Annotated in this window: 20 protein-coding genes; 4 read left to right on the top strand and 16 right to left on the bottom strand. The window is 76.0% G+C overall.

Annotated elements, in window-relative coordinates:
• Positions 1-123: 123 nt before the first annotated feature.
• The 8 genes from BM048_RS10470 to hrcA form a co-directional block, all read right to left on the bottom strand.
• Positions 124-1,659 (bottom strand): alpha/beta hydrolase family protein, encoded by a 1,536-nt coding sequence (locus BM048_RS10470; RefSeq protein ID WP_308439462.1) that lies wholly within the window; start codon positions 1,657-1,659, stop codon positions 124-126.
• Between the two features lie 56 nt (positions 1,660-1,715).
• Positions 1,716-2,684 (bottom strand): GTPase Era, encoded by a 969-nt coding sequence (gene era, locus BM048_RS10465; RefSeq protein WP_090032930.1) that lies wholly within the window; start codon positions 2,682-2,684, stop codon positions 1,716-1,718.
• Positions 2,681-4,039, bottom strand: a complete 1,359-nt coding sequence (locus BM048_RS10460; RefSeq protein WP_090032929.1) for a hemolysin family protein — start codon at positions 4,037-4,039, stop codon at positions 2,681-2,683. Before BM048_RS10460 ends, era begins: the two co-directional genes overlap by 4 nt.
• The gene (gene ybeY / locus BM048_RS10455; RefSeq protein ID WP_090033006.1) at positions 4,036-4,521 is read right to left on the bottom strand and encodes an rRNA maturation RNase YbeY; all 486 of its coding nucleotides are present in this window, start codon (positions 4,519-4,521) and stop codon (positions 4,036-4,038) included. The genes BM048_RS10460 and ybeY overlap by 4 nt, the downstream gene beginning before the upstream one ends.
• 78 nt (positions 4,522-4,599) lie before the next feature.
• Positions 4,600-5,622, bottom strand: a complete 1,023-nt coding sequence (locus tag BM048_RS10450) for a PhoH family protein (protein WP_090033004.1) — start codon at positions 5,620-5,622, stop codon at positions 4,600-4,602.
• Positions 5,623-5,796: 174 nt separating this feature from the next.
• A complete protein-coding gene (locus BM048_RS10445; RefSeq protein WP_090033002.1) occupies positions 5,797-6,579 on the bottom strand; it encodes a 16S rRNA (uracil(1498)-N(3))-methyltransferase in 783 nt (260 codons plus the stop codon).
• Positions 6,580-6,607: 28 nt separating this feature from the next.
• On the bottom strand, positions 6,608-7,741 hold the full coding sequence (gene dnaJ, locus BM048_RS10440) for a molecular chaperone DnaJ (protein ID WP_090032927.1): 1,134 nt from the start codon (positions 7,739-7,741) through the stop codon (positions 6,608-6,610).
• 62 nt (positions 7,742-7,803) lie between these two features.
• Positions 7,804-8,829, bottom strand: a complete 1,026-nt coding sequence (hrcA, locus tag BM048_RS10435; RefSeq protein WP_090032926.1) for a heat-inducible transcriptional repressor HrcA — start codon at positions 8,827-8,829, stop codon at positions 7,804-7,806.
• Between the two features lie 149 nt (positions 8,830-8,978).
• On the opposite strand from hrcA, the gene BM048_RS10430 reads away from it, so the two are divergent.
• The gene (locus BM048_RS10430) at positions 8,979-9,851 is read left to right on the top strand and encodes a DUF3097 domain-containing protein (RefSeq protein ID WP_090032924.1); all 873 of its coding nucleotides are present in this window, start codon (positions 8,979-8,981) and stop codon (positions 9,849-9,851) included.
• Positions 9,852-9,930: 79 nt separating this feature from the next.
• Here the strand turns inward: BM048_RS10430 and BM048_RS10425 are convergent, their stop codons facing one another.
• The 6 genes from BM048_RS10425 to BM048_RS10400 all read right to left on the bottom strand — a co-directional run bounded on the left by BM048_RS10425 (position 9,931) and on the right by BM048_RS10400 (position 17,663).
• Positions 9,931-11,001, bottom strand: coding sequence for a DUF2189 domain-containing protein (locus BM048_RS10425; protein WP_090032923.1), 1,071 nt, complete (start codon positions 10,999-11,001; stop codon positions 9,931-9,933).
• A gap of 151 nt (positions 11,002-11,152) precedes the next feature.
• Entirely contained in the window at positions 11,153-12,394 is a 1,242-nt protein-coding gene (gene hemW / locus BM048_RS10420) for a radical SAM family heme chaperone HemW (RefSeq protein ID WP_090032921.1), read from the bottom strand.
• A complete protein-coding gene (gene lepA / locus BM048_RS10415) occupies positions 12,391-14,274 on the bottom strand; it encodes a translation elongation factor 4 (protein ID WP_090032920.1) in 1,884 nt (627 codons plus the stop codon). Before lepA ends, hemW begins: the two co-directional genes overlap by 4 nt.
• A 4-nt stretch (positions 14,275-14,278) precedes the next feature.
• On the bottom strand, positions 14,279-15,133 hold the full coding sequence (locus BM048_RS10410) for a transglutaminase family protein (RefSeq protein ID WP_090032919.1): 855 nt from the start codon (positions 15,131-15,133) through the stop codon (positions 14,279-14,281).
• Positions 15,130-16,056: an alpha-E domain-containing protein gene (locus tag BM048_RS10405; RefSeq protein ID WP_090032917.1), complete on the bottom strand. Its 927-nt coding sequence runs from the start codon at positions 16,054-16,056 to the stop codon at positions 15,130-15,132. Before BM048_RS10405 ends, BM048_RS10410 begins: the two co-directional genes overlap by 4 nt.
• The gene (locus BM048_RS10400; protein WP_090033000.1) at positions 16,050-17,663 is read right to left on the bottom strand and encodes a circularly permuted type 2 ATP-grasp protein; all 1,614 of its coding nucleotides are present in this window, start codon (positions 17,661-17,663) and stop codon (positions 16,050-16,052) included. The genes BM048_RS10405 and BM048_RS10400 overlap by 7 nt, the downstream gene beginning before the upstream one ends.
• A 94-nt stretch (positions 17,664-17,757) precedes the next feature.
• Here BM048_RS10400 and BM048_RS17865 point away from each other — a divergent pair, with 94 nt between their 5' ends.
• Positions 17,758-18,282 (top strand): type II toxin-antitoxin system PemK/MazF family toxin, encoded by a 525-nt coding sequence (locus BM048_RS17865; RefSeq protein ID WP_373308381.1) that lies wholly within the window; start codon positions 17,758-17,760, stop codon positions 18,280-18,282.
• Between the two features lie 208 nt (positions 18,283-18,490).
• Positions 18,491-18,751: a 30S ribosomal protein S20 gene (gene rpsT, locus BM048_RS10390; RefSeq protein WP_090032916.1), complete on the top strand. Its 261-nt coding sequence runs from the start codon at positions 18,491-18,493 to the stop codon at positions 18,749-18,751.
• 214 nt (positions 18,752-18,965) lie between these two features.
• Here rpsT and BM048_RS10385 read toward each other — a convergent pair whose 3' ends face one another.
• Positions 18,966-20,315: a helix-turn-helix domain-containing protein gene (locus BM048_RS10385; RefSeq protein ID WP_090032998.1), complete on the bottom strand. Its 1,350-nt coding sequence runs from the start codon at positions 20,313-20,315 to the stop codon at positions 18,966-18,968.
• A 287-nt stretch (positions 20,316-20,602) separates the two neighbouring features.
• Between BM048_RS10385 and BM048_RS10380 the strand changes: the two genes are divergently transcribed.
• A complete protein-coding gene (locus BM048_RS10380) occupies positions 20,603-21,325 on the top strand; it encodes an EAL domain-containing protein (RefSeq protein WP_090032915.1) in 723 nt (240 codons plus the stop codon).
• A 96-nt stretch (positions 21,326-21,421) separates the two neighbouring features.
• Here BM048_RS10380 and holA read toward each other — a convergent pair whose 3' ends face one another.
• On the bottom strand, positions 21,422-22,351 hold the full coding sequence (gene holA / locus BM048_RS10375) for a DNA polymerase III subunit delta (RefSeq protein WP_090032913.1): 930 nt from the start codon (positions 22,349-22,351) through the stop codon (positions 21,422-21,424).
• Between the last annotated feature and the right edge of the window lie 174 nt (positions 22,352-22,525).

Below are 22,525 nucleotides of genomic sequence, written 5' to 3'. Positions count from 1 at the left end.
CCGCCCGGCAGCCGTCGCCCACCCATCGGTCGGGGGGCCGAGGCCGTGAGGGAAAACGATCACCGGATCCCGGGCACCGCGGCCGGCCGGCGGCGGCCGGCGACGGGCGGTGGCGGCGGGACCTCAGATGCCCAGCTGGAACACGCCCCAGTAGGCGAGCACGACGAGCAGGACCGCCGCCGCGACCACCACGAGCGAGAGCGCCCCCGCCCGGACCGCCCCGGGGGCCGCCCGCTGCCCCGCGCGCCGCAGTGCCCGCACGCGCCGCACCAGCAGCACGCCCGCGACCACCGCGACGAGCCCCACGACGCGCACCAGCACCCACCCGCCCTGCACGACCAGCGCGTTGCGCTCGTAGTCCAGCGCCAGCTGCGCCACGGACGTCAGGTACCAGACGAGCGCGGCGACCGTCAGGACCGTGGCCAGCGCCAGGACCAGCAGCGGGTCGCGGATGCCGGCGGCGAACCGCCGCAGCACCGGCGCGGTGCCGTGCCGCGCGGCCCGTCGGCGCCGCCACGGGTCCAGGGCCCGGTCGACGCCGACCGCCGCGGGCGCGAGCAGCAGCAGCACGGCGCCGGCGGCGACCGTCCCCAGCACGACCGTCCCGTCGCGCAGCCACCGCGGCTGCGGCACCGGTCCGGCCAGGTAGGTCTGCACGGGCTGCGCACCGGCGATGCGGGGGGCGCTGCCGGCCGTCGCGGGCAGGCCGGCGACCCAGCCCGTGAGGTCGCGCAGGAAGTCCGCCGACACCTCGCCGTGCACCCGCAGGCCGTGGCTCGCGCCGGCGTAGTAGCGGACGGTGACGTCGACGTTCCCGGCCACGGCGGCGTCGGCGATGATCCGCTGCGCGCCCTGGACCAGCGGCATGGACGCGTCCCCGGTGCCGTAGGCGACGAACAGCGGTTGGGTCGTGCGGCGCTGGAAGGGCGTCACGTCGAAGCGCGCGTACTCGAAGCCGCCGCCCGGCAGCGACAGCCCGACGGCGCGCGGGATGGCGCGGAACACCTGCTGCGGCACGCCGGTGTTGCGCAGGTAGGAGTCCGCCGCGAAGGCCGCCTGCTGCAGCGGCGGCACGACCGGCGCGGACACCAGCGCGACGAACGCCAGGCCCGGGTCCCGTGCGGCCATCACGGGCGCGATCCACGCGCCCTCGCTCTCCCCGTAGACGCCGACCCGCGCCGGGTCGACCTCCGGCTGGTCCCGCAGCACCGCGACGGACCGTGCGTAGTCGGCGGCCATCGCCTCGTAGTCGCGGTGCCGGAGCGTGTAGGTGTCCAGCCGCTTGTCCGGGACCATCGCGACGACCCCGGCGCGCGCCATCGCCTCGGCCTGCGCGCGGAACGCCTGGACGAACCGGCCCGTCCCCGCGCCGTGCACGAACACGACGCCGGGCAGGTCGTCGCCGGCCCCGACCGGCGCCGTGACCTGCGCCCGCACGGTCGCCCCGTCGAGCACCACGTCCACCACGCGCTGCGTCGTCGCGTACCCCGCCGTCGGGGGCGCCCCCGTCACCGTCGTGCCGGTCGCCGCGACCTCCAGCGGGTCGGTCAGCGGCGTCGGCGCCCACTGCGGGCCGAGCAGGGACCCGACGACGGCGAGCACGACGAGCGCCACGGCGGTGCCGCCGACCGTCGCGGGCAGGCCGCGGTGCGGGTCCACGCGACGCAGCCGCCGCCACCACCGGGGCCCGGTGGCGGCGGCCCGGGCGGGGGCCACTAGAAGCCGAGCCGGCCGAGCTGCTTGGGGTCGCGCTGCCAGTCCTTGGCGACCCGCACGTGCAGGTCGAGGAACACCTTCGCGCCCAGCAGGGCCTCGATCTCGCGGCGGGCGCGCGTGCCGACGTCGCGCAACCGCGCCCCGCCCTTGCCGATGACGATGGCCTTCTGGCTGTCGCGCTCGACGAAGAGCTCCACCCGGACGTCGAGCAGCGGCGGCCCGACCGGGGGCCGCCCGGCCTGGCCCTCGCGCGGCTCGCGGGCGACGATCTCCTCGACGACGACCGCCAGGGAGTGCGGCAGCTCGTCGCGCACGCCCTCGAGGGCGGCCTCCCGGACGAGCTCGGCGACCATGACCGCCTCCGGCTCGTCCGTCAGCTCGCCCTCCGGGTAGAGCGGCGGCCCCTCCGGCAGGAGGCCCAGCAGGACGTCGACGAGCACGTCCACCTGGTAGCCGGACCGCGCCGACACCGGCACGATGTCCGTCCAGGCGCCCAGCTCCTGCACGGCCAGGAGGTGCTCGGCCAGGCGCCCCTTCCCGACGAGGTCCGCCTTCGTCACGACCGCGACGACCGGTGTCCCCGCACCTGCGGACGCCCCCGCCGTGCCCTCCGGCGGTCGCAGCGCCGCGAGCTGCTCGGCGATGAACCGGTCCCCGGGCCCGACGCGCTGGTCCGCGGGCAGGCAGAAACCGACGACGTCGACCTCGGCCAGCGTGCCGCGCACGAGGTCGTTGAGCCGCTCGCCCAGCAGCGTGCGCGGGCGGTGCAGCCCGGGGGTGTCGACGAGCACGACCTGCCCGTCGGCGCGGTGCACGATCCCGCGCACGGTGTGCCGGGTGGTCTGCGGCCGGTCCGAGGTGATGGCGACCTTCTGCCCGACGAGGGCGTTGGTCAGGGTCGACTTGCCGGCGTTCGGGCGCCCGACGAGGCACGCGAACCCGGCGCGGAAGGGCCGCCCGCCGGTCACCGCGAGGCCCCGTCCTGCGCGCGCACGCGCTCGTCGTCACGACCGTGCTCACGACCGTGCTCGCGTCCGTGCTCACGCCCGTCCTCGTCCCCGCCGGACCCGTCCTCGGCCTCGGGCTCGTGGGCGCGGCTGACGAGCACCGTCGCCAGGCGCTTGCGGCGTCCCTCGACCCGCTCGGCGCGCAGGTGCAGCCCGTGGATCTCCCCCTCGGAGCCCGGCAGCGGCACCTTGCCGAGCGCCTTGGCCAGCAGGCCGCCCGCGCTGTCCACGTCCTCGTCGTCCACCTCGAGGCCGAACAGCTCGCCGACCTCGTCGCGACCCAGCCGCGCCGGGACGCGGTACACGCCCGGCTCGACCTCCTCGACGACCGGTGCGTCGGGGTCGTGCTCGTCCGTCAGCTCCCCGACGAGCTCCTCCAGCGCGTCCTCGATGGTCACCAGCCCGGCGATGCCGCCGTACTCGTCGACGACGAGCGCGAGGTGCGAGGAGCCCGACTGGAGCTCGCGCAGCAGCGCGTCCACGGGCTTGGACTCGGGCACGAAGACCGGCGGGCGCGCCAGGTCGGCCACGAGCGTGCGCCCGTCGTCGCCCGCGTCCTGCAGGTGCCGCACGAGGTCCTTGAGGTAGAGCACCCCGCGCAGGTCGTCGACGGAGTCCCCGGTGACGGGCGCCCGCGAGAACCCGGAGCGCAGCAGCAGCGACAGCGCCTTGGGCAGGGGGGACGCCGCGTGCACGGTGATCATGTCGGGCCGCGGCACCATGACCTCGCGCGTGAGCCGGTCCCCGAGCTCGAGCACCGAGCGGAACAGCTCGCGCTCCTCGTCCTCGATGGCCTCGGACTCGGCCACGCGCTGGACCATGTCGCGCAGCTCCTCCTCCTGCTCCTCCTCCGCGTGCTCCCCGACGCTCTCGGGGCGCCCGACGCCGCCGGCCAGCGCGGTGACGCCGACGAGCAGCGGCCACGTCCGCGCGAGCGTCGCCGCCGGGTGGCGCCGGCCGAGGCGGCGGGGGCTCAGGCGCACGAGGAGGAACGCCACGAGCGCGCACACCGCGACGGACACGAGCAGGACGCCCCACCACGGCAGGGCGGTGGCGTCCGCGACCGCCAGCGTGAGGCAGACGGTCGCGGTCATCTCGGCCACGATCCGCACGAACGAGGCCGCGGACTGCACGCGCCCGTGGTGCAGGGACAGCGCCTCGACGCGGGCGGCGGCGGGGTGCCCGGCGGCCCCGAGCTCCGCGACCGCGGCCCGCGTGACCCGCCCGACGGCCACCTCGCCCGCGGACAGGGTCGCCGCCAGCGCGATCGCCAGGACCGCGACGGTGACGAGCAGCGCCACCGGGACGTCGGTCACGGGAGGGTCCGCTCGAGGGAGCCGTCCGCACCGCGGCCGGCGAGGAACGTCAGCAGGAGCCGCCGCTGCAGCGCGAACATCTCCTTCTCCTCCTCGGGCTCGGCGTGGTCGTACCCGAGCAGGTGCAGGATCCCGTGCGTCGTCAGCAGGAGGAGCTCCTCCACGGTGCTGTGCCCGGCGGCGCGCGCCTGGACGGCCGCGACCTCCGGGCACAGCACGACGTCGCCGAGCAGCCCCGCGGGCGTCACGGCGTCCTCGCGGCCGGGTCGCAGCTCGTCCATGGGGAAGGACAGCACGTCCGTGGGGCCCGGCTCGTCCATCCAGCGCACGTGCAGGTCGGACATGACCTCCGTGCCGACGAGCGTGATCGACAGGTCGGTCTGCGGGTGCACGTGCATCGCGTCCAGCACGTGCCGGGCGAGCGCGGCGAACTCCGCCTCGTCGACCGCGTGGCCGGTCTCGTTGGTGACCTCGATGCTCACGGTGGCGTGCACGTCCTGTCGTCGTCTCGTCGGCTCGTCGGGCGGGCCGGGCACCACGACGGGTGCCCGCGGGAGAGGCTAGCGCCGGTCCCAGCGCGCCCAGGCGTCGATGATCTGCCCGACGAGCCGGTGGCGGACCACGTCCTGCGAGGTGAGGCGGCAGAACACCACGTCCTCGACGTCGGCCAGCACGTCCTGCACCGCCCGCAGACCGGAGACGCTGCCGCCCGGCAGGTCGGTCTGCGTGACGTCGCCCGTGACGACGATGGTGGAGCCGAACCCGAGCCGGGTGAGGAACATCTTCATCTGCTCGGTGGTGGTGTTCTGCGCCTCGTCGAGGATGACGAAGGCGTCGTTGAGCGTCCGGCCGCGCATGAAGGCCAGGGGCGCCACCTCGATGGTGCCGGCCTCCATGAGCCGCGGGATCGACTCGGGGTCCACCATGTCGTGCAGCGCGTCGTACAGCGGCCGCAGGTAGGGGTCGATCTTCTCCGTCAGCGTCCCGGGCAGGAACCCCAGCCGCTCCCCCGCCTCGACCGCGGGCCGGGTGAGGACGATGCGGTTCACGCGCCGGGACTGCAGCGCCTGCACCGCCTTGGCCATGGCGAGGTACGTCTTGCCCGTGCCGGCCGGGCCGATGCCGAAGGTGACCGTGTGGCGGTCGATGGCGTCGACGTACTCCTTCTGGCCCGCGGTCTTGGGCCGGATCGTCCGGCCGCGGGCGGTGAGGATGTTGAAGGTCAGCACGTCCGCGGGGCGCGCGTGCGCCCCCTCGGTCAGCATGCCGACCGTGCGGCGCACGACGTCGGGGGTCAGCGGCGTGCCGCCGGCGGTCATCTCGACCAGCTCGTCGACGAGGCGCGCGACGAGCGCGACGTCCCCGGCCGGACCGGCCAGCGACACCTCGTTGCCGCGCACGTGCACGGAGACGGTCGAGAACCCGCGCTCGATCTCCGTCAGCACCTCGTCGCGGAGGCCGAGCAGCTCGACCATGGGGATCTCGGGCGGCACCGTGATCCGGTGCTCGACCCGGGCGGGGGCGCCGTGGCCCCCGGGCTCGCCCCGCTCGCGGCGGGCGCTGGACTGCGTCGGTGAGGTCATGTGCTCGGCGGTCGCCGTGCGCTCCTTCGTCGGGGCGCCGCCGCCCGGGGCGGCGACGCGGGTGGTCACGTCGCACCAGCGTAGCCACGGCCCCCGGCACGCACCTGCCCGGGGTCACAGCGGCCGCGGGGGACGGCCCGTGCGCGGACCCCGTCCGGACCGCGGGACCGCCTCTCAGCCCCAGCGGCCCAGCCGCTGGGCGAGCAGCGCGAGCGCCACCGGACCGGCCGTCGAGGTGCGCAGCACGTGCGGCGCCAGCCGCGCGGCCACCGCCCCGGCGGCGAGGAGCCGCTCGGTCTCCCGCTCGGCGATCCCGCCCTCCGGCCCGACGACGACGAGCACGTCGACCGGCTCGTCCACCGGCACGTCGGGCGCACCCGGCAGCGGCACCGCCGCCAGCGGGGTCGTCGCCTCCTCGTGCAGGACCACGACCGCACCCCCGGCCCCCACGACCTCCGCCGCCCGCCGCGCGAGACCGGCCGTGTCGAGCGCCGCCTCGACGTCCGGCACCCGCGCCCGCCGGGACTGCTTGGCCGCGGCCCGGACGGTGCCGAGCCAGCGCGCGCGGCTCTTCGCGGCGCGCTCCCCGCGCCAGACGACGACGGACCGCTCGGCCTGCCAGGGGACCACGACGTCGGCCCCGAGCTCCGTGGCGGCCTCGACCGCCAGCTCGTCGCGGTCGCCCTTGGCCAGCGCCTGAACGAGCACCAGCCGGACGCGCGGTCCCGGCTCCTCGACCCTGTCCTCGACGTCCAGGACCACGCCGTCGGCCGTGGCCGCGGCGACGCGCGCGACGAGCCGGACCCCCCGCCCGTCCACGACGTCCACGCGCTCGCCCGGCGCGCGGCGCTGCACGACACCCGCGTGCCGGCCCTCGGCGCCGCCGAGCAGGAACGTGCCGCCGGCGGTCACGCCGTCCAGCTCGCCCGGCTCCGTGAGGAAGACCGGCGCGCTCACGGCCGGCCCGCCCACCGGCGGCGCGGGCTCACCGGCCTGCGAGCCTGTCGCGCAGCTTGGAGAACACGCCGCCGTGGGCCGCGAGGCGCGCGTCGGGGCGCTCCTCGCCACGCAGGGACGCCAGCCGCCGCAGCAGGTCGGCCTGCTCGTCGTCGAGCGCGGTCGGCACCTGGACGTCGACGTGCACGTGCAGGTCGCCGCGGCCCTGGCCGTGCAGGTGGCCGACGCCGAGGCCCTTGAGCGTGACGACCTGCGCGGGCTGCGTGCCCGGCCGCAGGTCCACGTCGCGCGGGCCGTCGAGCGTCTCGAGCTGGACGACCGTGCCCAGCGCCGCCGCCGTCATGGGCACCGCGAGCGTGGCGTGCAGGTCGTCGCCCTCCCGGACGAACGTCTCGTGCCGGCGCTCGCGCACCTCGAGGTAGACGTCGCCGGCGGGCCCGCCCGCGGGGCCCACCTCGCCCTGACCGGTGAGCTTGATGCGCGTGCCGGTGTCGACGCCGGCGGGCACGTCGACGGACAGGGTCCGGCGCGAGCGCACCCGGCCCTCGCCGGAGCAGTCCGTGCACGGCTCGGCGATGACGGAGCCGAAGCCCTGGCAGGCCGCGCAGGGCTGCGTCGTCATGACCTGACCGAGGAACGAGCGCGCCACGCGCTGGACCGAACCGCGCCCGCCGCAGACCTCGCACGTGCGCGGCGACGTCCCCGGGCGGCAGCACGTGCCCGAGCACGTCGGGCAGACGACCGCGGTGTCGACCGGGATCTCCCGGTGGACGCCGAACGCCGCCTCCGCGAGGTCGATGTCCAGCCGGACGAGGGCGTCCTGCCCGCGGCGGGCACGCGGCACGGGGCCGCGGGCGGCCTGCGAGGCGCCGGCGGCCGCGCCGAAGAACGTCTCGAAGATGTCCTGGAAACCGAAGCCGGCGCCCGCGCCGCCCATGCCCCCGGGGGAGGCGGGGTCGGCGCCCATGTCGTAGGCCCGGCGCTTGTCCGGGTTGCCCAGCACGTCGTAGGCGCGGCTGACGTCCTTGAACCGCTCCTCCGAGCCCGCGTCGGCCCCGGCCACGTCGGGGTGCAGCTCTCGGGCGAGCTTGCGGTACGCCTTCTTGATCTGCTCGGGCGTGGCGTCGCGCTGGACGCCGAGGATCGCGTAGTAGTCGGTCACGTCGCTCTCTTCGCGGGCGGGTGGTGCGGGGAGGGGCTGGGTCGGGTCGGGGCCGGGCGGGCCTACCCCGCGAGGATCCGGCTGAGGTAACGGGCGACGGCGCGCACGGCGGCCATCGTGCCCGGGTAGTCCATCCGCAGCGGGCCGACGGACCCGATGCGGGCGACGGACGCGCCGTCGCCGTAGCCCGTGGTGACGAAGCTCGTCTCCACCAGGCCCTCGTGCCGGTTCTCCCGGCCGATGCGGACGCTGACCGCCGTCTCGTCCTCGGCCATGTCGGACAGCAGGCGCAGGAGGACGACCTGCTCCTCGAGCGCCTCGAGCACGGGCCCGAGCGTGCGCACGAAGTCGGCGGGCCCGCCGCGCGCGAGGTTGGCCGTGCCGGCCATGACGATCCGCTCCTCGCCCTCCAGCGCGAGCGTCTCCTCCACGACCGCGAGCACCGCGTCGAGCAGGGACCGGTCCGCGGGCGGGAACGCCTCGCGCAGCTCCTCGCGCACGCGGGCCAGGTCGGCCAGCACCCGCCCCGCGACGGCCACGTTGAGCCGGGTCCGCAGCTGGGCGACGACGAGCTCGTCGAGGTCGTGGTCCAGCTCGACCGTCCGCTGCTCGACGCGGCCCGTGCGCGTGATGAGCACGACGAGCAGGTGGCGCGGGCCGACGGGCACGAGCTCGACGTGCCGCAGCGCCGAGCGCCGCAGGGACGGGTACTGCACGACGGCCACCTGGTGCGTCAGCTGCGCGAGCAGCCGCACGGACCGGTCCACGACGTCGTCGAGGTCGACGGCGTCCTCGAGGAAGGACGCGATCGCCCGCCGCTCCGGCGACGAGAGCGGCTTGACCTCCGACAGGCGGTCGACGAAGAGCCGGTAGCCCTTGTCCGTCGGCACGCGCCCGGCCGAGGTGTGCGGCTGGACGATGTAGCCGCCCTCCTCGAGGGCCGCCATGTCGTTGCGGATCGTCGCCGGGGACACGCCCAGGCTGTGGCGCTCGACGAGGGCCCGCGACCCCACGGGCTCCCGCGTCGCGACGTAGTCCTCCACGATGGCGCGCAGGACGTCCACGCGCCGCTCGTCGCCGCTGCCCATGCCGTCCTCCTGCCGTCGTCCGTTCGTGCGGGGGCCTCACCGGGCGGGTCCCGGGTAGCACTCGCCCGTGCTGAGTGCCAATCCTACGCGGCGTGTCCACACGACGACCTGCCGGGCACAGGCACGGGCGTGACCTAGCGTGACGGGCCGTGAGCACCGACCGTTACGGCAGCGACGTCCTCGCCGGCGGCCGCGCGGGCCCCCGCCCGGCGCACCACCGCCCGGCCCGCACCTCCCGCCCCCAGCCGGCCGAGCCCGGCCTCGTGGTCGAGGACGTGAGCACGGGCTTCGTCGGGGCGGTCGTGCGCGTGGAGAAGTCGGGCGGCCAGCACGTCGTCGTGCTCGAGGACCGCCGCGGTCGCACGCGCACCTTCACGCTCGGCCCGGGGTTCTGGGTCGAGGGCGAGCCCGTCCTGCTGACGCCGCCCGTCCGCGCGGCCGCGCCCGCCCGGCCGACGCGCACCGCCTCCGGCTCGCTGGCCGTGCCCGACGCCCCCGCCCGCGTCGCGCGGGCCAGCCGCATCTGGGTCGAGGGCAAGCACGACGCGGAGCTCGTGGAGAAGGTGTGGGGCGACGACCTGCGCGTGGAGGGCGTCGTCGTCGAGCCGCTGCAGGGCGCCGACCACCTCGTCGACGAGCTGCGCGCCTTCCGCCCGGGGCCGGGCCGCCGTGTCGGCGTGCTCGTCGACCACCTCGTCCCGGGGTCCAAGGAGAGCCGGATCGCCGCCGAGGCGCTGCGCGCGGTGCCCGCGGGCACGGTCAAGGTCCTGGGCCACCCGTACGTCGACGTGTGGCAGGCCGTCCGGCCCCAGCGGCTCGGCCTGGCCGCGTGGCCCGTCGTCGAGCGGGGCACCGAGTGGAAGACGGGCGTGCTCCGGCGGATCGGCTGGGACGCCGACTCCCCGCACGCCACCGCCCGCGCCTGGGCGCGCATCCTCGGCAGCGTGCGCACCTACGCCGACCTGGACCCGGCCCTGCTGGCCCGCGTCGAGGAGCTCATCGACTTCGTCACGGCGGACTGAGCGGGTCCTCCCCGACGACGACGGGCCGCCCCCTCGGCAGGAGGGGGCGGCCCGTCGCGCGTCCCGGGACGGTCGGCGGTCAGGCGGCGACGGGCTCGCCGAGCAGCCGCCGGTACGTCACGGTCGTCGCCAGGGACGTCACGGGGACGGCGACGAGCAGCCCGACGAAGCACGCGAACGTGCCGATGACGAGGAGCACGAGCACGACGAGCGCCAGGATCACCGCCGTCGAGACGTTCGCGCGCGCGAGGTCGATGCTCGCGCGGATGGCGTCGAGCGTGCCCAGCTGCTTGTCGAGGACGAACAGCAGCGCGAACTGCGTGAACACCGTCACGCCGATGTACAGGACCCACCCGATGTACGGGATCGAGTTCGCGAGGCCGCCCACGAGCCCGACGAGGATCGCCGTGAGCACCACGGGACCGAAGCGGTCCGTCGAGAAGAACGACCCGAACGACACCGGCTGCCCGTAGGTCGCCTGCAGGGAGGCCCGCAGGAGACCGGCCTGGAAGAGCGCCCCGACGATCCCGAACACGAGCGCGAAGAGCAGCGTCCAGCCGAAGCCGAGCCCGAGGCCGACCGCCGGGTCGAACGCCAGGGTGCCCGACGCGTCCGTCGTGGAGCTGGCCGCGAAGACGCTGATGAGGGGCGCGGACAGAATGGCACCCAGCACGGCGAGGATGACGAAGTAGACGAGGAGCGCGCCGATGAAGACGCCGGCGTTCTGGGCGAACTTGCGCCACCCGTACGACAGCGCGTCGCCGATGCTCGTGCCCGGCGCCTGGCCGTAGCCGCCCGCGCCGACCGGCGGCATGGCCCCGGGGAAGCCCCCGGGCTGGCCGTAGCCGCCCGCGCCGTAGCCGGGCTGGCCGTAGCCCTGCCCGTACCCCTGCCCACCGGGCTGCCCGTACCCCTGCGCGCCCTGGTCGTACCCCTGCCCGCTCCCCTGCCCGTACCCCTGCCCGTACCCGCCTCCCGGCGGCGGCGGGTAGGCGCTCGACCCGCCCGACGACGGGGGCGGCGGGTACGCGCTCGACCCGCCGGCCGGGGGCGGCGGCGGGTAGCCGCCGGCGGCGGGGTCGGGCGTGCTCGGGTCGTCCGACGGCCTCGTGCCGTCGGGGTCGGGGCGGTGCCCCGGGTTCTCGCTCATGGGTGCTCCTGGCGCGGGGGTCGACGACGGCGGCGGCCGTCGGCGTCGGACCTGGTGAGCGAACCGACACGCAGGTGGCGCTGTGAAGCGCACGCGCGGGTGGAGGGCGCGCCCCGACCCCCGGGCGGGGGGACCCGGCCGGGGACCCGGCTCAGGCGGCGAGGGTGCGCACGACGGCGTCGGCGAGCAGGCGTCCCCGCCGGGTGAGCCGCAGCACGCGCCCCCCCGCGTCGCCCGTCAGCGCCCCGGCGGGGTCGACGAGCCCGTCGGCGACGAGACCGGCCACGCGCCGGCGCCCGTCCGCCCCGAGGTCGGCCAGCGGCAGACCCTCGGCGAGCCGCACGCCGAGCAGCAGGTGCTCCAGACGGGCGGCCTCCTCGTCGAGCACCTCCCGGCCGGCCGCGGGGCTCAGCCCGGCCGCCAGCCGGTCGGCGTACGCCCGCGGGTGCTTGACGTTCCACCAGCGCACCCCGCCGACGTGGCTGTGCGCGCCGGGGCCGACGCCCCACCAGTCGTCGCCGCGCCAGTAGGCGAGGTTGTGCCGGCACGCGTCGCCGGGCGTGCGGGCCCAGTTGCTCACCTCGTACCAGTGCAGGCCGGCGGCGGTGAGCAGCTCGTCGGCCAGCTCGTACTTCGCGGCCTGGTCGTCCTCGTCGGGCAGCGTCAGCTCCCCGCGGCGGACGGACACGGCCATGCGGGTGCCCGGCTCGACGACGAGCGCGTACGCGCTGACGTGGTCGACGCCGGTGGCGAGCGCCGCCTCGAGGCTGGCCCGCCAGTCGTCGAGGGACTCCCCCGGCGTGCCGTAGATGAGGTCGAGGGACACGCGGAGGCCGGCCTCGCGCGCCCAGCGCACCACGTCCGGGATGCGCGCGGGGTCGTGCGTGCGCTCGAGCGTGGCGAGCACGTGCGGGACCGCGGACTGCATGCCGAAGGAGACGCGCGTGAAGCCCGCCGCCGCGAGCGCCGCCAGGGACGCCGGCGTCACCGAGTCCGGGTTGGCCTCGGTCGTCACCTCGGCGCCGGGAGCCAGCCCCCAGGCGTCGCGGACGCCACCGAGCAGCGCCGCGAGGTCGGCGACGGGCAGGAGCGTGGGCGTGCCGCCGCCGACGAAGACGGTGCTCACGGGTCGCTCCGGCAGCCCGGAGCGGGCCAGGACGTCCGCCGCCAGCGCGATCTCGGCCTGGGCGGTCGCGGCGTAGGCCGCCTGGCTGGCGCCGCCCCCGAGCTCGGGCGCGGTGTAGGTGTTGAAGTCGCAGTACCCGCAGCGCACGCGGCAGAACGGCACGTGCACGTAGACGCCGAGGTCGCGGGACGGCGCGCCCGCCAGCACGGACGCGGGTAGGGCGCCGTCGGCGGGGGCCGCGTCCCCCTCGGGGAGGGCCGGGCTCACCGCTTCTTCGCGTCCTTGTCCTTGCCGGCAGACCCGGCGGGCTCGGAGGAGAGCGCGGCGATGAAGGCCTCCTGCGGCACGTCGACCCGGCCGATGGTCTTCATGCGCTTCTTGCCCTCCTTCTGCTTCTCCAGGAGCTTGCGCTTGCGGGTGATGTCACCGCCGTAGCACTTGGCCAGGACGTCCTTGCGGATGGCGCGGATGGTCTCGCGCGCGATGACGCGGGCGCCGATGGCCGCCTGGATCGGCACCTCGAACTGCTGGCGCGGGATGAGGTCCTTGAGCTTGCCGGCCATCATGACGCCGTAGGCGTAGGCCTTGTCCTTGTGCACGATGGCGCTGAAGGCGTCGACCTGCTCCCCCTGCAGCAGGATGTCGACCTTGACGAGGTCGGCCACCTGGTCGCCGACGGGCTCGTAGTCGAGGCTCGCGTAGCCGCGCGTGCGGGACTTCAGCGCGTCGAAGAAGTCGAAGACGATCTCCGCCATGGGCAGCAGGTAGCGCATCTCCACGCGCTCCTCGGACAGGTAGTCCATGCCCTGCAGGTCCCCGCGCCGGGTCTGGCACAGCTCCATGATCGCCCCGACGAACTCCGACGGCGCCAGGATCGTCGCCTTGACGACGGGCTCGCGGACCTCGCGGATCTTGCCGCTGGGGAACTCGCTGGGGTTCGTCACCGTGACGACCGTGCGGTCCTCGAGCGTGACCTCGTAGACGACGTTCGGCGCGGTCGAGATGAGGTCGAGGTTGAACTCGCGCTCGAGCCGCTCGCGCACGATCTCCAGGTGCAGCAGGCCGAGGAACCCGACGCGGAACCCGAAGCCGAGGGCCACGGACGTCTCCGGCTCGTAGTTCAGCGCGGCGTCGTTGAGCTTGAGCTTGTCGAGCGCGTCGCGCAGCACCGGGTAGTCGGACCCGTCGATGGGGTACAGGCCCGAGAACACCATCGGCAGCGGGTCGTGGTAGCCGCCCAGCGCCTCCGTGGCGGGCTTGCTCTGGTTCGTGACCGTGTCGCCGACCTTGCTCTGGCGCACGTCCTTCACGCCGGTGATGAGGTAACCGACCTCGCCGACGCCGAGGCCCGGGGTCGGCTGCGGCTCCGGGGAGATGACGCCGATCTCGAGCAGCTCGTGCGAGGCCTTCGTCGACATCATGGCGATGCGCTCGCGCGGGTTGAGGTTGCCGTCGACGACGCGCACGTACGTCACGACGCCGCGGTAGGTGTCGTAGACGGAGTCGAAGATCATCGCGCGGGAGGGTGCGGCGGGGTCGCCCACCGGGGCGGGCACGAGCTCGACGATCCGGTCCAGCAGCGCCTCGACGCCCACGCCGGTCTTGCCGGACACGCGCAGGCAGTCCTCCGGGTCGCCCCCCACGAGCGTGGCCAGCTCCTCCGCGTACTTCTCGGGCTGCGCCGCGGGCAGGTCGATCTTGTTGAGCACGGGGATGATCGCGAGGTCGTTCTCCATGGCCAGGTACAGGTTGGCCAGCGTCTGCGCCTCGATGCCCTGCGCGGCGTCGACGAGCAGCACCGCCCCCTCGCACGCCGCCAGGGACCGCGACACCTCGTACGTGAAGTCCACGTGCCCCGGGGTGTCGATCATGTTCAGGGCGTACGGCGTGCCGTCGACCTCCCACGGCATCCGCACGGCCTGCGACTTGATGGTGATACCGCGCTCGCGCTCGATGTCCATGCGGTCGAGGTACTGCGCGCGCATGACCCGGGCGTCGACCACGCCGGTGGCCTGGAGCATGCGGTCGGCCAGCGTCGACTTGCCGTGGTCGATGTGCGCGATGATGCAGAAGTTGCGGAGCAGCTCGGGCGCCGTGGCGGCCGGGCGGATGCGGCCGGCGGCGTCAGGACCGGGGATGGGGGGCACGGCCCTATCGTCCCACGGCCGCCTCGTCCTCCCGCGTGATGCGGACCGTCACCGTCAGGTCCTGGGTCGCGGTGCCGGCGTAGATGCCCCGCAGCGGCGGCACGTCGTCGTAGGAGCGGCCCCGCCCGATCGCGACGTGGTGCTCGCCCGCGGCCATGCGGTTCGTCGGGTCGTAGCCGTACCAGGCGCCGGTCCACCACTCCACCCAGGCGTGCGACTCGCCGGTCGAGGCCTCGTCGCCCGTCCCGCCGGTGGGGTGCAGGTAGCCCGAGACGTACCGCGCGGGCAGGCCGAGGGCCTGCAGGGCGCCGACCGTCAGGTGCGAGACGTCCTGGCAGACGCCGGTGCGCGCGCGCCAGGCGTCGACGGCCGGCGTGTGCACGGTCGTCACGCCCGGCACGTACTCCAGCTCGGCGCGCAGCGCGAGGCTCACGGCTTGGCCCGCCTCGTGCGGGTCCAGCCCGGCCGCGGCGTCCCGGGCGAGGTCGACGACCTCGTCGGGCACCGCCGTGGTGCGCGTGGGGCTGAGGAACTCCGCCCACCGGTCGCGCACGCCGGCGCCGCGCAGCTCCTCCCACCCGAGCACGTGCACGGGGTCCGGCTGCCCGGCGACCTCGACGACGTGCTCCGCCGTCAGCAGCAGGCCCTCGTGCGGCGCCAGCACCTCGAAGGCCGTCACCGACGTGCCCCAGTAGTCCGTCCAGCCGGAGGTCCAGGTCTGCGGCATGACGTCCAGGCGCGAGGCGACGACGGTCTGCCGCGCGTCGGAGCGCGGGCTCATCCGGGCCTCGTTGTAGGAGGCCAGCACGGGCCCGGCGTACCGGAACGCCGAGGTGTGCACCACGCGCAGCCGGCTCACAACGCCTCCCCGATCCACTGCGTCGTCAGGTCCGCCGGGAAGTACCGGGACCGGATGGCGTCGCTGGCCGCCGAGCACGCGCGCTGCACCTTCTCCATCTCCTCCGGCAGGTGGTCCAGGACCTCCAGCAGCGGGCGGTACTCCAGGGACGAGCGCACGAGCCCGATGTGCCGGCGCGCGTCCTCCACCCGCGAGCGCTCGAGCACGGGGTCGAGCTCGAGGAGCATCGCCTCCGCCGTGTTGAGCGCGAAGAGCACCGAGCGCGGGAAGAGCCGGTCCAGCAGGAGGTACCCCGCCGCCCGCTCCTCGGACACCGACGCCTTGTGCAGCCGCAGGAACGACTCGTACGCGCCGCAGGAGCGCAGCAGCGTCGTCCAGCCGGGGCCCGCGGCGCCGGCGAGCGCGCGCGTGGTCAGCAGGCGGGCCGTCATGTCCGCCCGCTCGATGGACCGGCCGAGCACGAGGAAGCGCCACGTGTCGTCGCGCGGTGTCACGGAGTCGACGAGGCCGTTGACCATCGCCGCGCGCTCGCGCACCCAGGTGAAGTAGTCGTGGGCCCGCGCCGGCCGTACCCGCGTCGGCAGCTGGTTCCACGTCGCGTTGAGGCTCTCCCACAGGTCGGTGGACAGGATCTCGCGCGCCCGTCGCGCGTTCTCCCGGGCGGCGGTCAGCGAGCCGGCGATGGAGGACGGGACGAACCGGTCGTAGGCCAGCAGGTCCAGCACCGTCTCGCGCCCGACGAGGCCCTCGTCGGGCACGGGCCGGTCCATGACGGTGAGCAGCGAGCGGCAGGCCAGGTCCTCCGAGGCCCAGGGGTCCTCGAGGATGATCTGGAGGTGGACGTCGAGGAGGCGCGCGGTGTCGTCGGCGCGCTCCACGTACCGGCCGATCCAGAACAGCGACTCGGCGATCCGGCTCAGCACGGCGCACCACCCCCGGACGTCGTCGGGCGCTGGCCCTGCTGCTGCTGCTGTTGCTGCTGCTGCTGCATCTGGACGAGGGCGGGCGCGCCGTCGTGCGGGCTCGCGTCGATGGGCACGCCGGGGTGCGCGGCCGCGGGGGCGACGAGGCCCGCCCGCACGGCGGACCGCTTGGGCACCTGGCCGCCGAGCACCCAGGTGTCCTTCGAGCCGCCGCCCTGCGAGGAGTTCACGACGAGCTGCCCCTCGGGCAGGGCCACGCGCGTGAGCCCGCCCGGCAGGACCCACACGGAGTCGCCGTCGTTGACGGCGAACGGCCGCAGGTCCACGTGCCGGGGCCGCAGCCCGTCCTCGACGAGGGTCGGCACGGTGGAGAGCTGCACGACGGGCTGCGCGATCCAGCCGCGCGGGTCCTCCTGGAGGCGCACCCGCAGGGCGTCGAGCTCGGCGCGGGACGCCTTGGGCCCGACGACGAGGCCCTTGCCGCCGGAGCCGTCCACGGGCTTGACGACGAGCTCGTCGAGCCGGTCGAGCACCTCCGCCAGAGCCGCGGGCTCCTCGAGCCGCCACGTGTCGACGTTGCGGATGATCGGCTCCTCGGACAGGTAGTAGCGGATGAGGTCCGGCACGTAGGTGTAGAGGAGCTTGTCGTCGGCCACGCCGTTGCCCACGGCGTTGGCGAGGGTGACCGTGCCGTTGCGCGCCGCCGCCAGGAGGCCGGGGCTGCCGAGCAGGGAGTCCGAGCGGAACGCGACGGGGTCGAGGAAGTCGTCGTCGACGCGGCGGTAGATGACGTCGACCCGGCGGCGGCCGTGCGTGGTGCGCATCCACACGCGCCCGCCGGCGCAGAACAGGTCGCTGCCCTCGACGAGCTCGACACCCATCGTGCGGGCCAGCAGGGAGTGCTCGAAGTAGGCGGAGTTGAAGACGCCGGGGGTGAGCACGACGACGTTCGGCTCGTCGACGCCGCTCGGCGCCGCCGCGACGAGGGCCGCGAGCAGGCGGCGCGAGTAGTCCGCGACCGGGCGGATCCGCAGGGACGCGAACAGCTCCGGGAACGTCTGCGCCATGGCGCGGCGGTTGGACAGGACGTAGGACACGCCGGAAGGGACGCGGACGTTGTCCTCCAGGACCCGCCAGTCGCCGAGGGAGTCGCGCACGAGGTCGATGCCCGACACGTGCACGCGCACCCCGTTGGGCGGCTCGATGCCGATGGCCTGCCGGGCGAAGTTCGTGGAGGAGACGATGAGCGCGCGGGGCACGACGCCGTCCTCGACCGCGCGCTGGGGGCCGTACACGTCGGCGAGGAACGCCTCCAGGGCGCGCACCCGCTGGGACACCCCGGGCGCCAGGACCTCCCACTCCTCCCCGGCGAGGACGCGGGGGACGACGTCGATGGGGAACGGCCGCTCCTCCCCCGCGAGGTCGAAGGTGACGCCCTGCGTGAGGTAGGACCGGGCCAGCGTGTCGGCACGCCCCCGCACCTCGCCGGTGGACAGGCGCGCGAGGGCGGCGTGCACGTGGCGGTAGGCGGCCGTCGGCCCGCCCTCCGGGTCGATCATCTCGTCCCAGGCGGCCCCCGTGGGGTAGTCGTCGAACAGGTCGGCCATGCGCCGGACGATAACCGCCGCGTGTGTCCGTCGCGTGACGAGCGCGGCGGCGCGCCGACGTGGGTCGCCGGCGGCGCCGTAGGCTGCCCGCGTGATCACCCGACGCGTCCTGGCCGGAGCGCTGCGGGCCGTCCTGCGGCTCACCGGCGACGCCGCCCGCACGCGTGCCCGGACCCCCGCCGGCACCCCTGCGGGCACCTCTGCGGGCACCTCTACCGGCACCCCCGCCGCCGCTCGCCGCCGCCCGCCCGCCGGCACCGCCACCCGGTACGCCCCGCGCGCCGACGGCCGGCCCGACCCGGGCGAGGTCGTGTGGGCGTGGGTGCCGTTCGAGGACGACCCGGCGCGCGGCAAGGACCGCCCGGTGCTCCTCGTCGGGCGCGAGGGCGGCGCGCTGCTCGGGCTGCCGATGACGAGCAAGGACCACGACCGCGACGCCGCCGACGAGGCGCGGCACGGGCGGCGCTGGATGGACGTGGGCACCGGCGGGTGGGACGCGCGCGGGCGCCCGAGCGAGGTCCGGCTCGACCGCGTGCTGCGGCTCGACCCGGCGGCGGTGCGCCGGGAGGGCGCCGCCCTGCCGCGTGCCGTGTTCGACCGCGTGGTCGCGGCGCTGTGACGGCCAGGCCGTGCTCGCCGTGGGTGTCGCCGGGGCGGGTCGGTCGCTGCTAGTCTGACCCCTCGTGTGTCCGCCCGGGTCGGCGGGCACTCGTCCAGCGCCTCCCGAGGGTGTCCCCACGCCCCAGTCCCGGCGCTGCGCGCGCCCTCTCGACCTGTCCGAGCTCCCTGGTGCCCAGCGCACCGGCGCACAACGAGGAAGTCCACACGTGGCGAACATCAAGTCCCAGATCAAGCGCATCAAGACGGCGGAGAAGGCGCGCCTGCGCAACAAGGCCGTCAAGTCCGAGCTGAAGACGTACGTGCGCAAGGTCCGCGAGGCCGTCGCGGGCGGCGACAAGGAGGCGGCGGGCTCCGCGCTCGTCGTCGCGTCGAAGAAGCTCGACAAGGCGGTCTCCAAGGGCGTCATCCACGCCAACCAGGCCGCCAACAAGAAGTCCGCGCTCGCCAAGGCGGTCAACGGCCTCTGAGCCGTCGCTCGGCCGGCACCTGTGCCGGCCGAGCACCGTCGCCGTCGGCGGCACGCAGCACCCGGAGGGGCGCCACCTGCTGGTGGCGCCCCTCCCGTCGTCCCCGCCGGAGGGTGGTGACGCGGACGGTCACGCGGACGGTCACGCGGACGGTGACGTCGACGGTGACGTCGACGGCGACGGCGACGGCGACGGCGACGGCGACGGTGGACCCTCAGCGGGTGCGGGCGCGCGGGACGCCCGGCGGCACGACCGAGCGGCGGAACCCGGCGTCGCCGAGGGCGCGGTCCCACGCCCGGATCGTCGCCGCGGCGTCGCCGTCGCGGCGGTACCGGTCGCCGACCTCCCGCCAGGCGGCCGCGGTGCGCCGGCTCGGCGGCAGCGCCGCGAGCACCTCCGCGGCGGCGTCGTAGGCGCGCGTCGCCCCGGGGCCGTCGCCGGACGCCCGCAGCGCGTCGCCCAGCGCGAGGTGCGCGGCCGCCACGCCCACGTGCCGCTCGCCGTCGAGCCGCGCCAGCGCGGAGGCCGCCCAGCGCGCCGCGGCGGCCGCGTCGAGCAGCAGCAGGCACGCCGTCGACCGGTCGACGTCGAGCGCCGCGAGCGCGCTCTGCTCGCTCCGGGCGGCCAGGACGGGCCAGACCCGCTCGACCTGGTCGAGCGCGGCCCGCGGGTCCGGCGGGTCGCTGCGCAGCAGCAGGCGGGCGTGCGTCGTGCGCAGCGCCGCGAGGTCCGCGTTGAGCTCACCCTCCTGCAGCACCTGCAGGGCGCGCTGGAGGTAGGCGGATGCCGCCGTGAGGTCGCCGCGCTCCTCCGCCACCGCCGCCGCCACCTCGTAGACGCGCCCACGGCCGCGCGGGCACTCCTGGTCCTCCACGACGCGGACGAGCTGGGTGACGCGGTGCGTGGCGTAGGCGACGTCGCCCCGCTCGACGTAGGCCTCGACGACGGTCGCGACGAGCCGCAGGTGCTCGTCGCCCCCGGCGAGCGAGGCGTCCTCGAGGTCGAGCAGCGCGCGCTCCCCCACGTCGACGCTGCGGTACGTGTCGCCGGCGCGCAGGTACACCGCCGACAGCGTGGCGGCGAGGCGCGCGGCCTCCAGCGGGCGGCCCTGCGACCGGGCGGACTCGAGGAGCGGCTCCAGCACCTGGACGGCGTGCGCCACGTCGTCCACCGCCTCGTGCGCGGCCGCGAGCGTGGCCAGCGCCTGCCGCCGCACCCCCGGGCCGACCGCGTCGAGGTCGACGCGCCCGAGGCGGTCCAGGGCCGCCTGCGGGTCCCCGTCGCGCAGCGCGAGCCGTGCGCGGGACACCTCCAGCCGGACGCGGGTCTCCTCGGCGCCGTCCTCGCCGTCGCGCAGGTGCGCGACCGTCGTGCCGAGCCGTGCCGCGAGCACGGCCAGCGCGGCCTCCGACGGCTCGCGCTTGCCCGCCTCGAGCAGCGAGACGTAGCTCGGGGACAGCTCCTCGCCCGCCAGCGCCGTCTGCGTCAGGCCCGCCGCGCGGCGGGCCGCCCGCAGGCGCCCCGCGAGTGCGGCGGTGTCGCCGCCGGTGTCCTCGTCCCTCATCGCGCCCTCCCCCGTGGTGCCGGGCGCCGCCGCACGGTCGGCGCCCACGGGGGGGATCGGCAGGTGCGAGCCCCTCCTTGAGTCATCCCGGGCACCGGATCCGGTGAGGGCGACGTCCGCGGGGACGGGAGTGTCGACGTGCGCGGGGACGAGAGCGTCGACGGGCGGATCGACGGGCGGACCGACGGGCGGACCGACCGACCCTGGACGGGGGCGGACCCGCACCCGGACGAATCCACCCGGGTCGCGGTGCCGTCGCACCCGCGCCCGTGTGGTGTGATGCACCCATGGCCCTCCCCGCGCGCGCGCACGCCGACCTGCGTGCTGCGGTCGACGCGGCCGTGCCCGCGTCGCTGCTCGCGCAGTGGGACGCCCACGTCCGCCGGTCGACGTCGCTCGTCGGGCGGCAGGGCATCTTCCGTGCGGACGGGCGCCCGTTCGGGTACCAGCTGTCGTTCCGCTCCTCGGTCGGCGAGCTCGGGGACCCGGCGGGCTGGGGCCCGCTGCAGCACGAGCACGCCACCCGGCACGTCCTGGACGCGGCCTTCGCACGGCCCGAGCTGGAGGACGTCGCGGAGGGCCGGCTGCTGTTCGTGCGCTGCCCGCGCCCCTTCCTCGTCGGGGAGCTCTCCCTGCCGCCGCGGACGGACCGGCTCGTCGTCGAGGTGCCCGACCTCGACCTGGACCGGGCGACGACCGAGGGCATCAGGCGGCTGCGCGACGAGGGCTACCGCATCTCCATCCGGTCCTTCGTCGGGACGCGCGCGCAGCAGGACCTGCTCCCCCACGCCGACTTCGTCCGCCTCGACGTCCGCGACCTCGACGTGGAGGGCCGCCCCGTCGTGCAGGCCGCGCAGTCGTGCGGCGCGCTCCTCGTCGCCGAGTTCGTCGAGACGCCGCACCTGCTGGGGCTGGCCCGGGACATGGGTTTCCCCCTGCTGCAGGGGAACCTCCTGCAGCTGCCCACGGTCGTCGAGCGCGCGGGCCCCCCGCTCGCCGACCCGGTCTGACCGACCGCTCCTCCCGTCGACGAGGCCGTCCCCGGGTCCGATGACGCCGTTCCCCGGTCCGACGACGCCGTCACCCCGCGCGGGGTCGGGAGCCCGTCAGCGACCCGTCGCCGCAGCGACCCGCAGCACCGCACGCTCCACGGCGAACTCCCGGTCCCGGCCCTCGCCCTTGACCTCCGCGTCCGCCTGGGCGACGGCGCCGATCGCCTCCGCCAGACCCTCGGGCGTCCACCGGCGCAGCTCGGCCAGCGCGCGGTCCACCTGCCAGGGCGCCATGCCGAGCGCCGCGGCTGCCGAGCCGCCGCGGCCCCGCAGCGCGCCCACCTTCGCCAGCGTCCGCAGGCGCGCGGCCAGCGCCGCCACGAAGGGCACCGGGTCCAGACCGGTCGCCAGCGCGTGCCGCAGCAGCGCCACCGCACGGCCGGCGTCCCCGGCGAGGGCGGCGTCGGCCACCTGGAAGCCGGAGGCCTCGATGCGTCCCCCGTGGTAGCGGTGCACGGCCTCGACGCCGATGACGCCGGTGGTGTCCGCGACGAGCTGGGCGACGCCGGCCGCCAGCTCGCGCAGGTCGCTGCCCAGGGCCTCCACCAGCGCGGTGACGGCCTGCCGCTCCGCGCGGCGACCCGCGCGGCGCAGCTCGGCCGACACGAACGCCTCCTTGTCGGCCGGGGTCTTGAGCCGCTCGCACACCACCGTGGGCGCTGCGGCACGCGCCGCGTCGAGCAGCTTCTTGCCCCGGGTCCCGCCGCCGTGCACGAGCACGACGACGACGCCGGCGACCGGGGCCGACAGGTACGCCAGGGCGTCCGCGACGGCGTCGTCGCTGCCGTGCTCGAGACCCTGCAGCACGACGACCTTGTCCTCCGCGAACAGCGACGGGCTGGTGGTCACCGCGAGCTGGCCGCCGACGTACGTACCGGCGTCGAGCCGGGTCACCTCGACGTCCGCGTCCGTCTCCCGCGCCAGCGCCACGACCCGGGCGACAGCCCGCTCCGCGAGGAGCTCCTCCGGCCCCGTGACGAGCACGACCGGCGCCGGGGCCGCGTCCTCCCACGAGAGCCCGGGGGCCGCGGCGCGACCGCGGGCGCCGGACCGGGCGGGCCTCGAGGACGACCCGGAGGAGGACCGGGACGGGGCAGCGGGGGGCACGCGCCCAGGGTGCCAGACGGCACCGACAGTCCCGTCCCCGGGCTCACCGCG

The organism is Cellulomonas marina (genome assembly GCF_900111925.1).
Taxonomy (GTDB): Bacteria; Actinomycetota; Actinomycetes; order Actinomycetales; family Cellulomonadaceae; genus Cellulomonas; species Cellulomonas marina.
The sequence above is the reverse complement of the archived record's forward strand: the minus strand, read 5'-3'. Positions and strand labels throughout refer to the sequence as shown.

Excerpts from the sequence above, each read along its gene's own strand:
- BM048_RS10450 (WP_090033004.1), bottom strand. The coding sequence starts at position 5,622 with ATGACCTCACCGACGCAGTCCAGCGCCCGCCGCGAGCGGGGCGAGCCC.
- BM048_RS10385 (WP_090032998.1), bottom strand. The coding sequence starts at position 20,315 with ATGAGGGACGAGGACACCGGCGGCGACACCGCCGCACTCGCGGGGCGC.
- BM048_RS10425 (WP_090032923.1), bottom strand. The coding sequence starts at position 11,001 with ATGAGCGAGAACCCGGGGCACCGCCCCGACCCCGACGGCACGAGGCCG.
- hrcA (WP_090032926.1), bottom strand. The coding sequence starts at position 8,829 with ATGGGCAGCGGCGACGAGCGGCGCGTGGACGTCCTGCGCGCCATCGTG.
- BM048_RS10380 (WP_090032915.1), top strand. The coding sequence starts at position 20,603 with ATGGCCCTCCCCGCGCGCGCGCACGCCGACCTGCGTGCTGCGGTCGAC.
- BM048_RS10400 (WP_090033000.1), bottom strand. The coding sequence starts at position 17,663 with ATGGCCGACCTGTTCGACGACTACCCCACGGGGGCCGCCTGGGACGAG.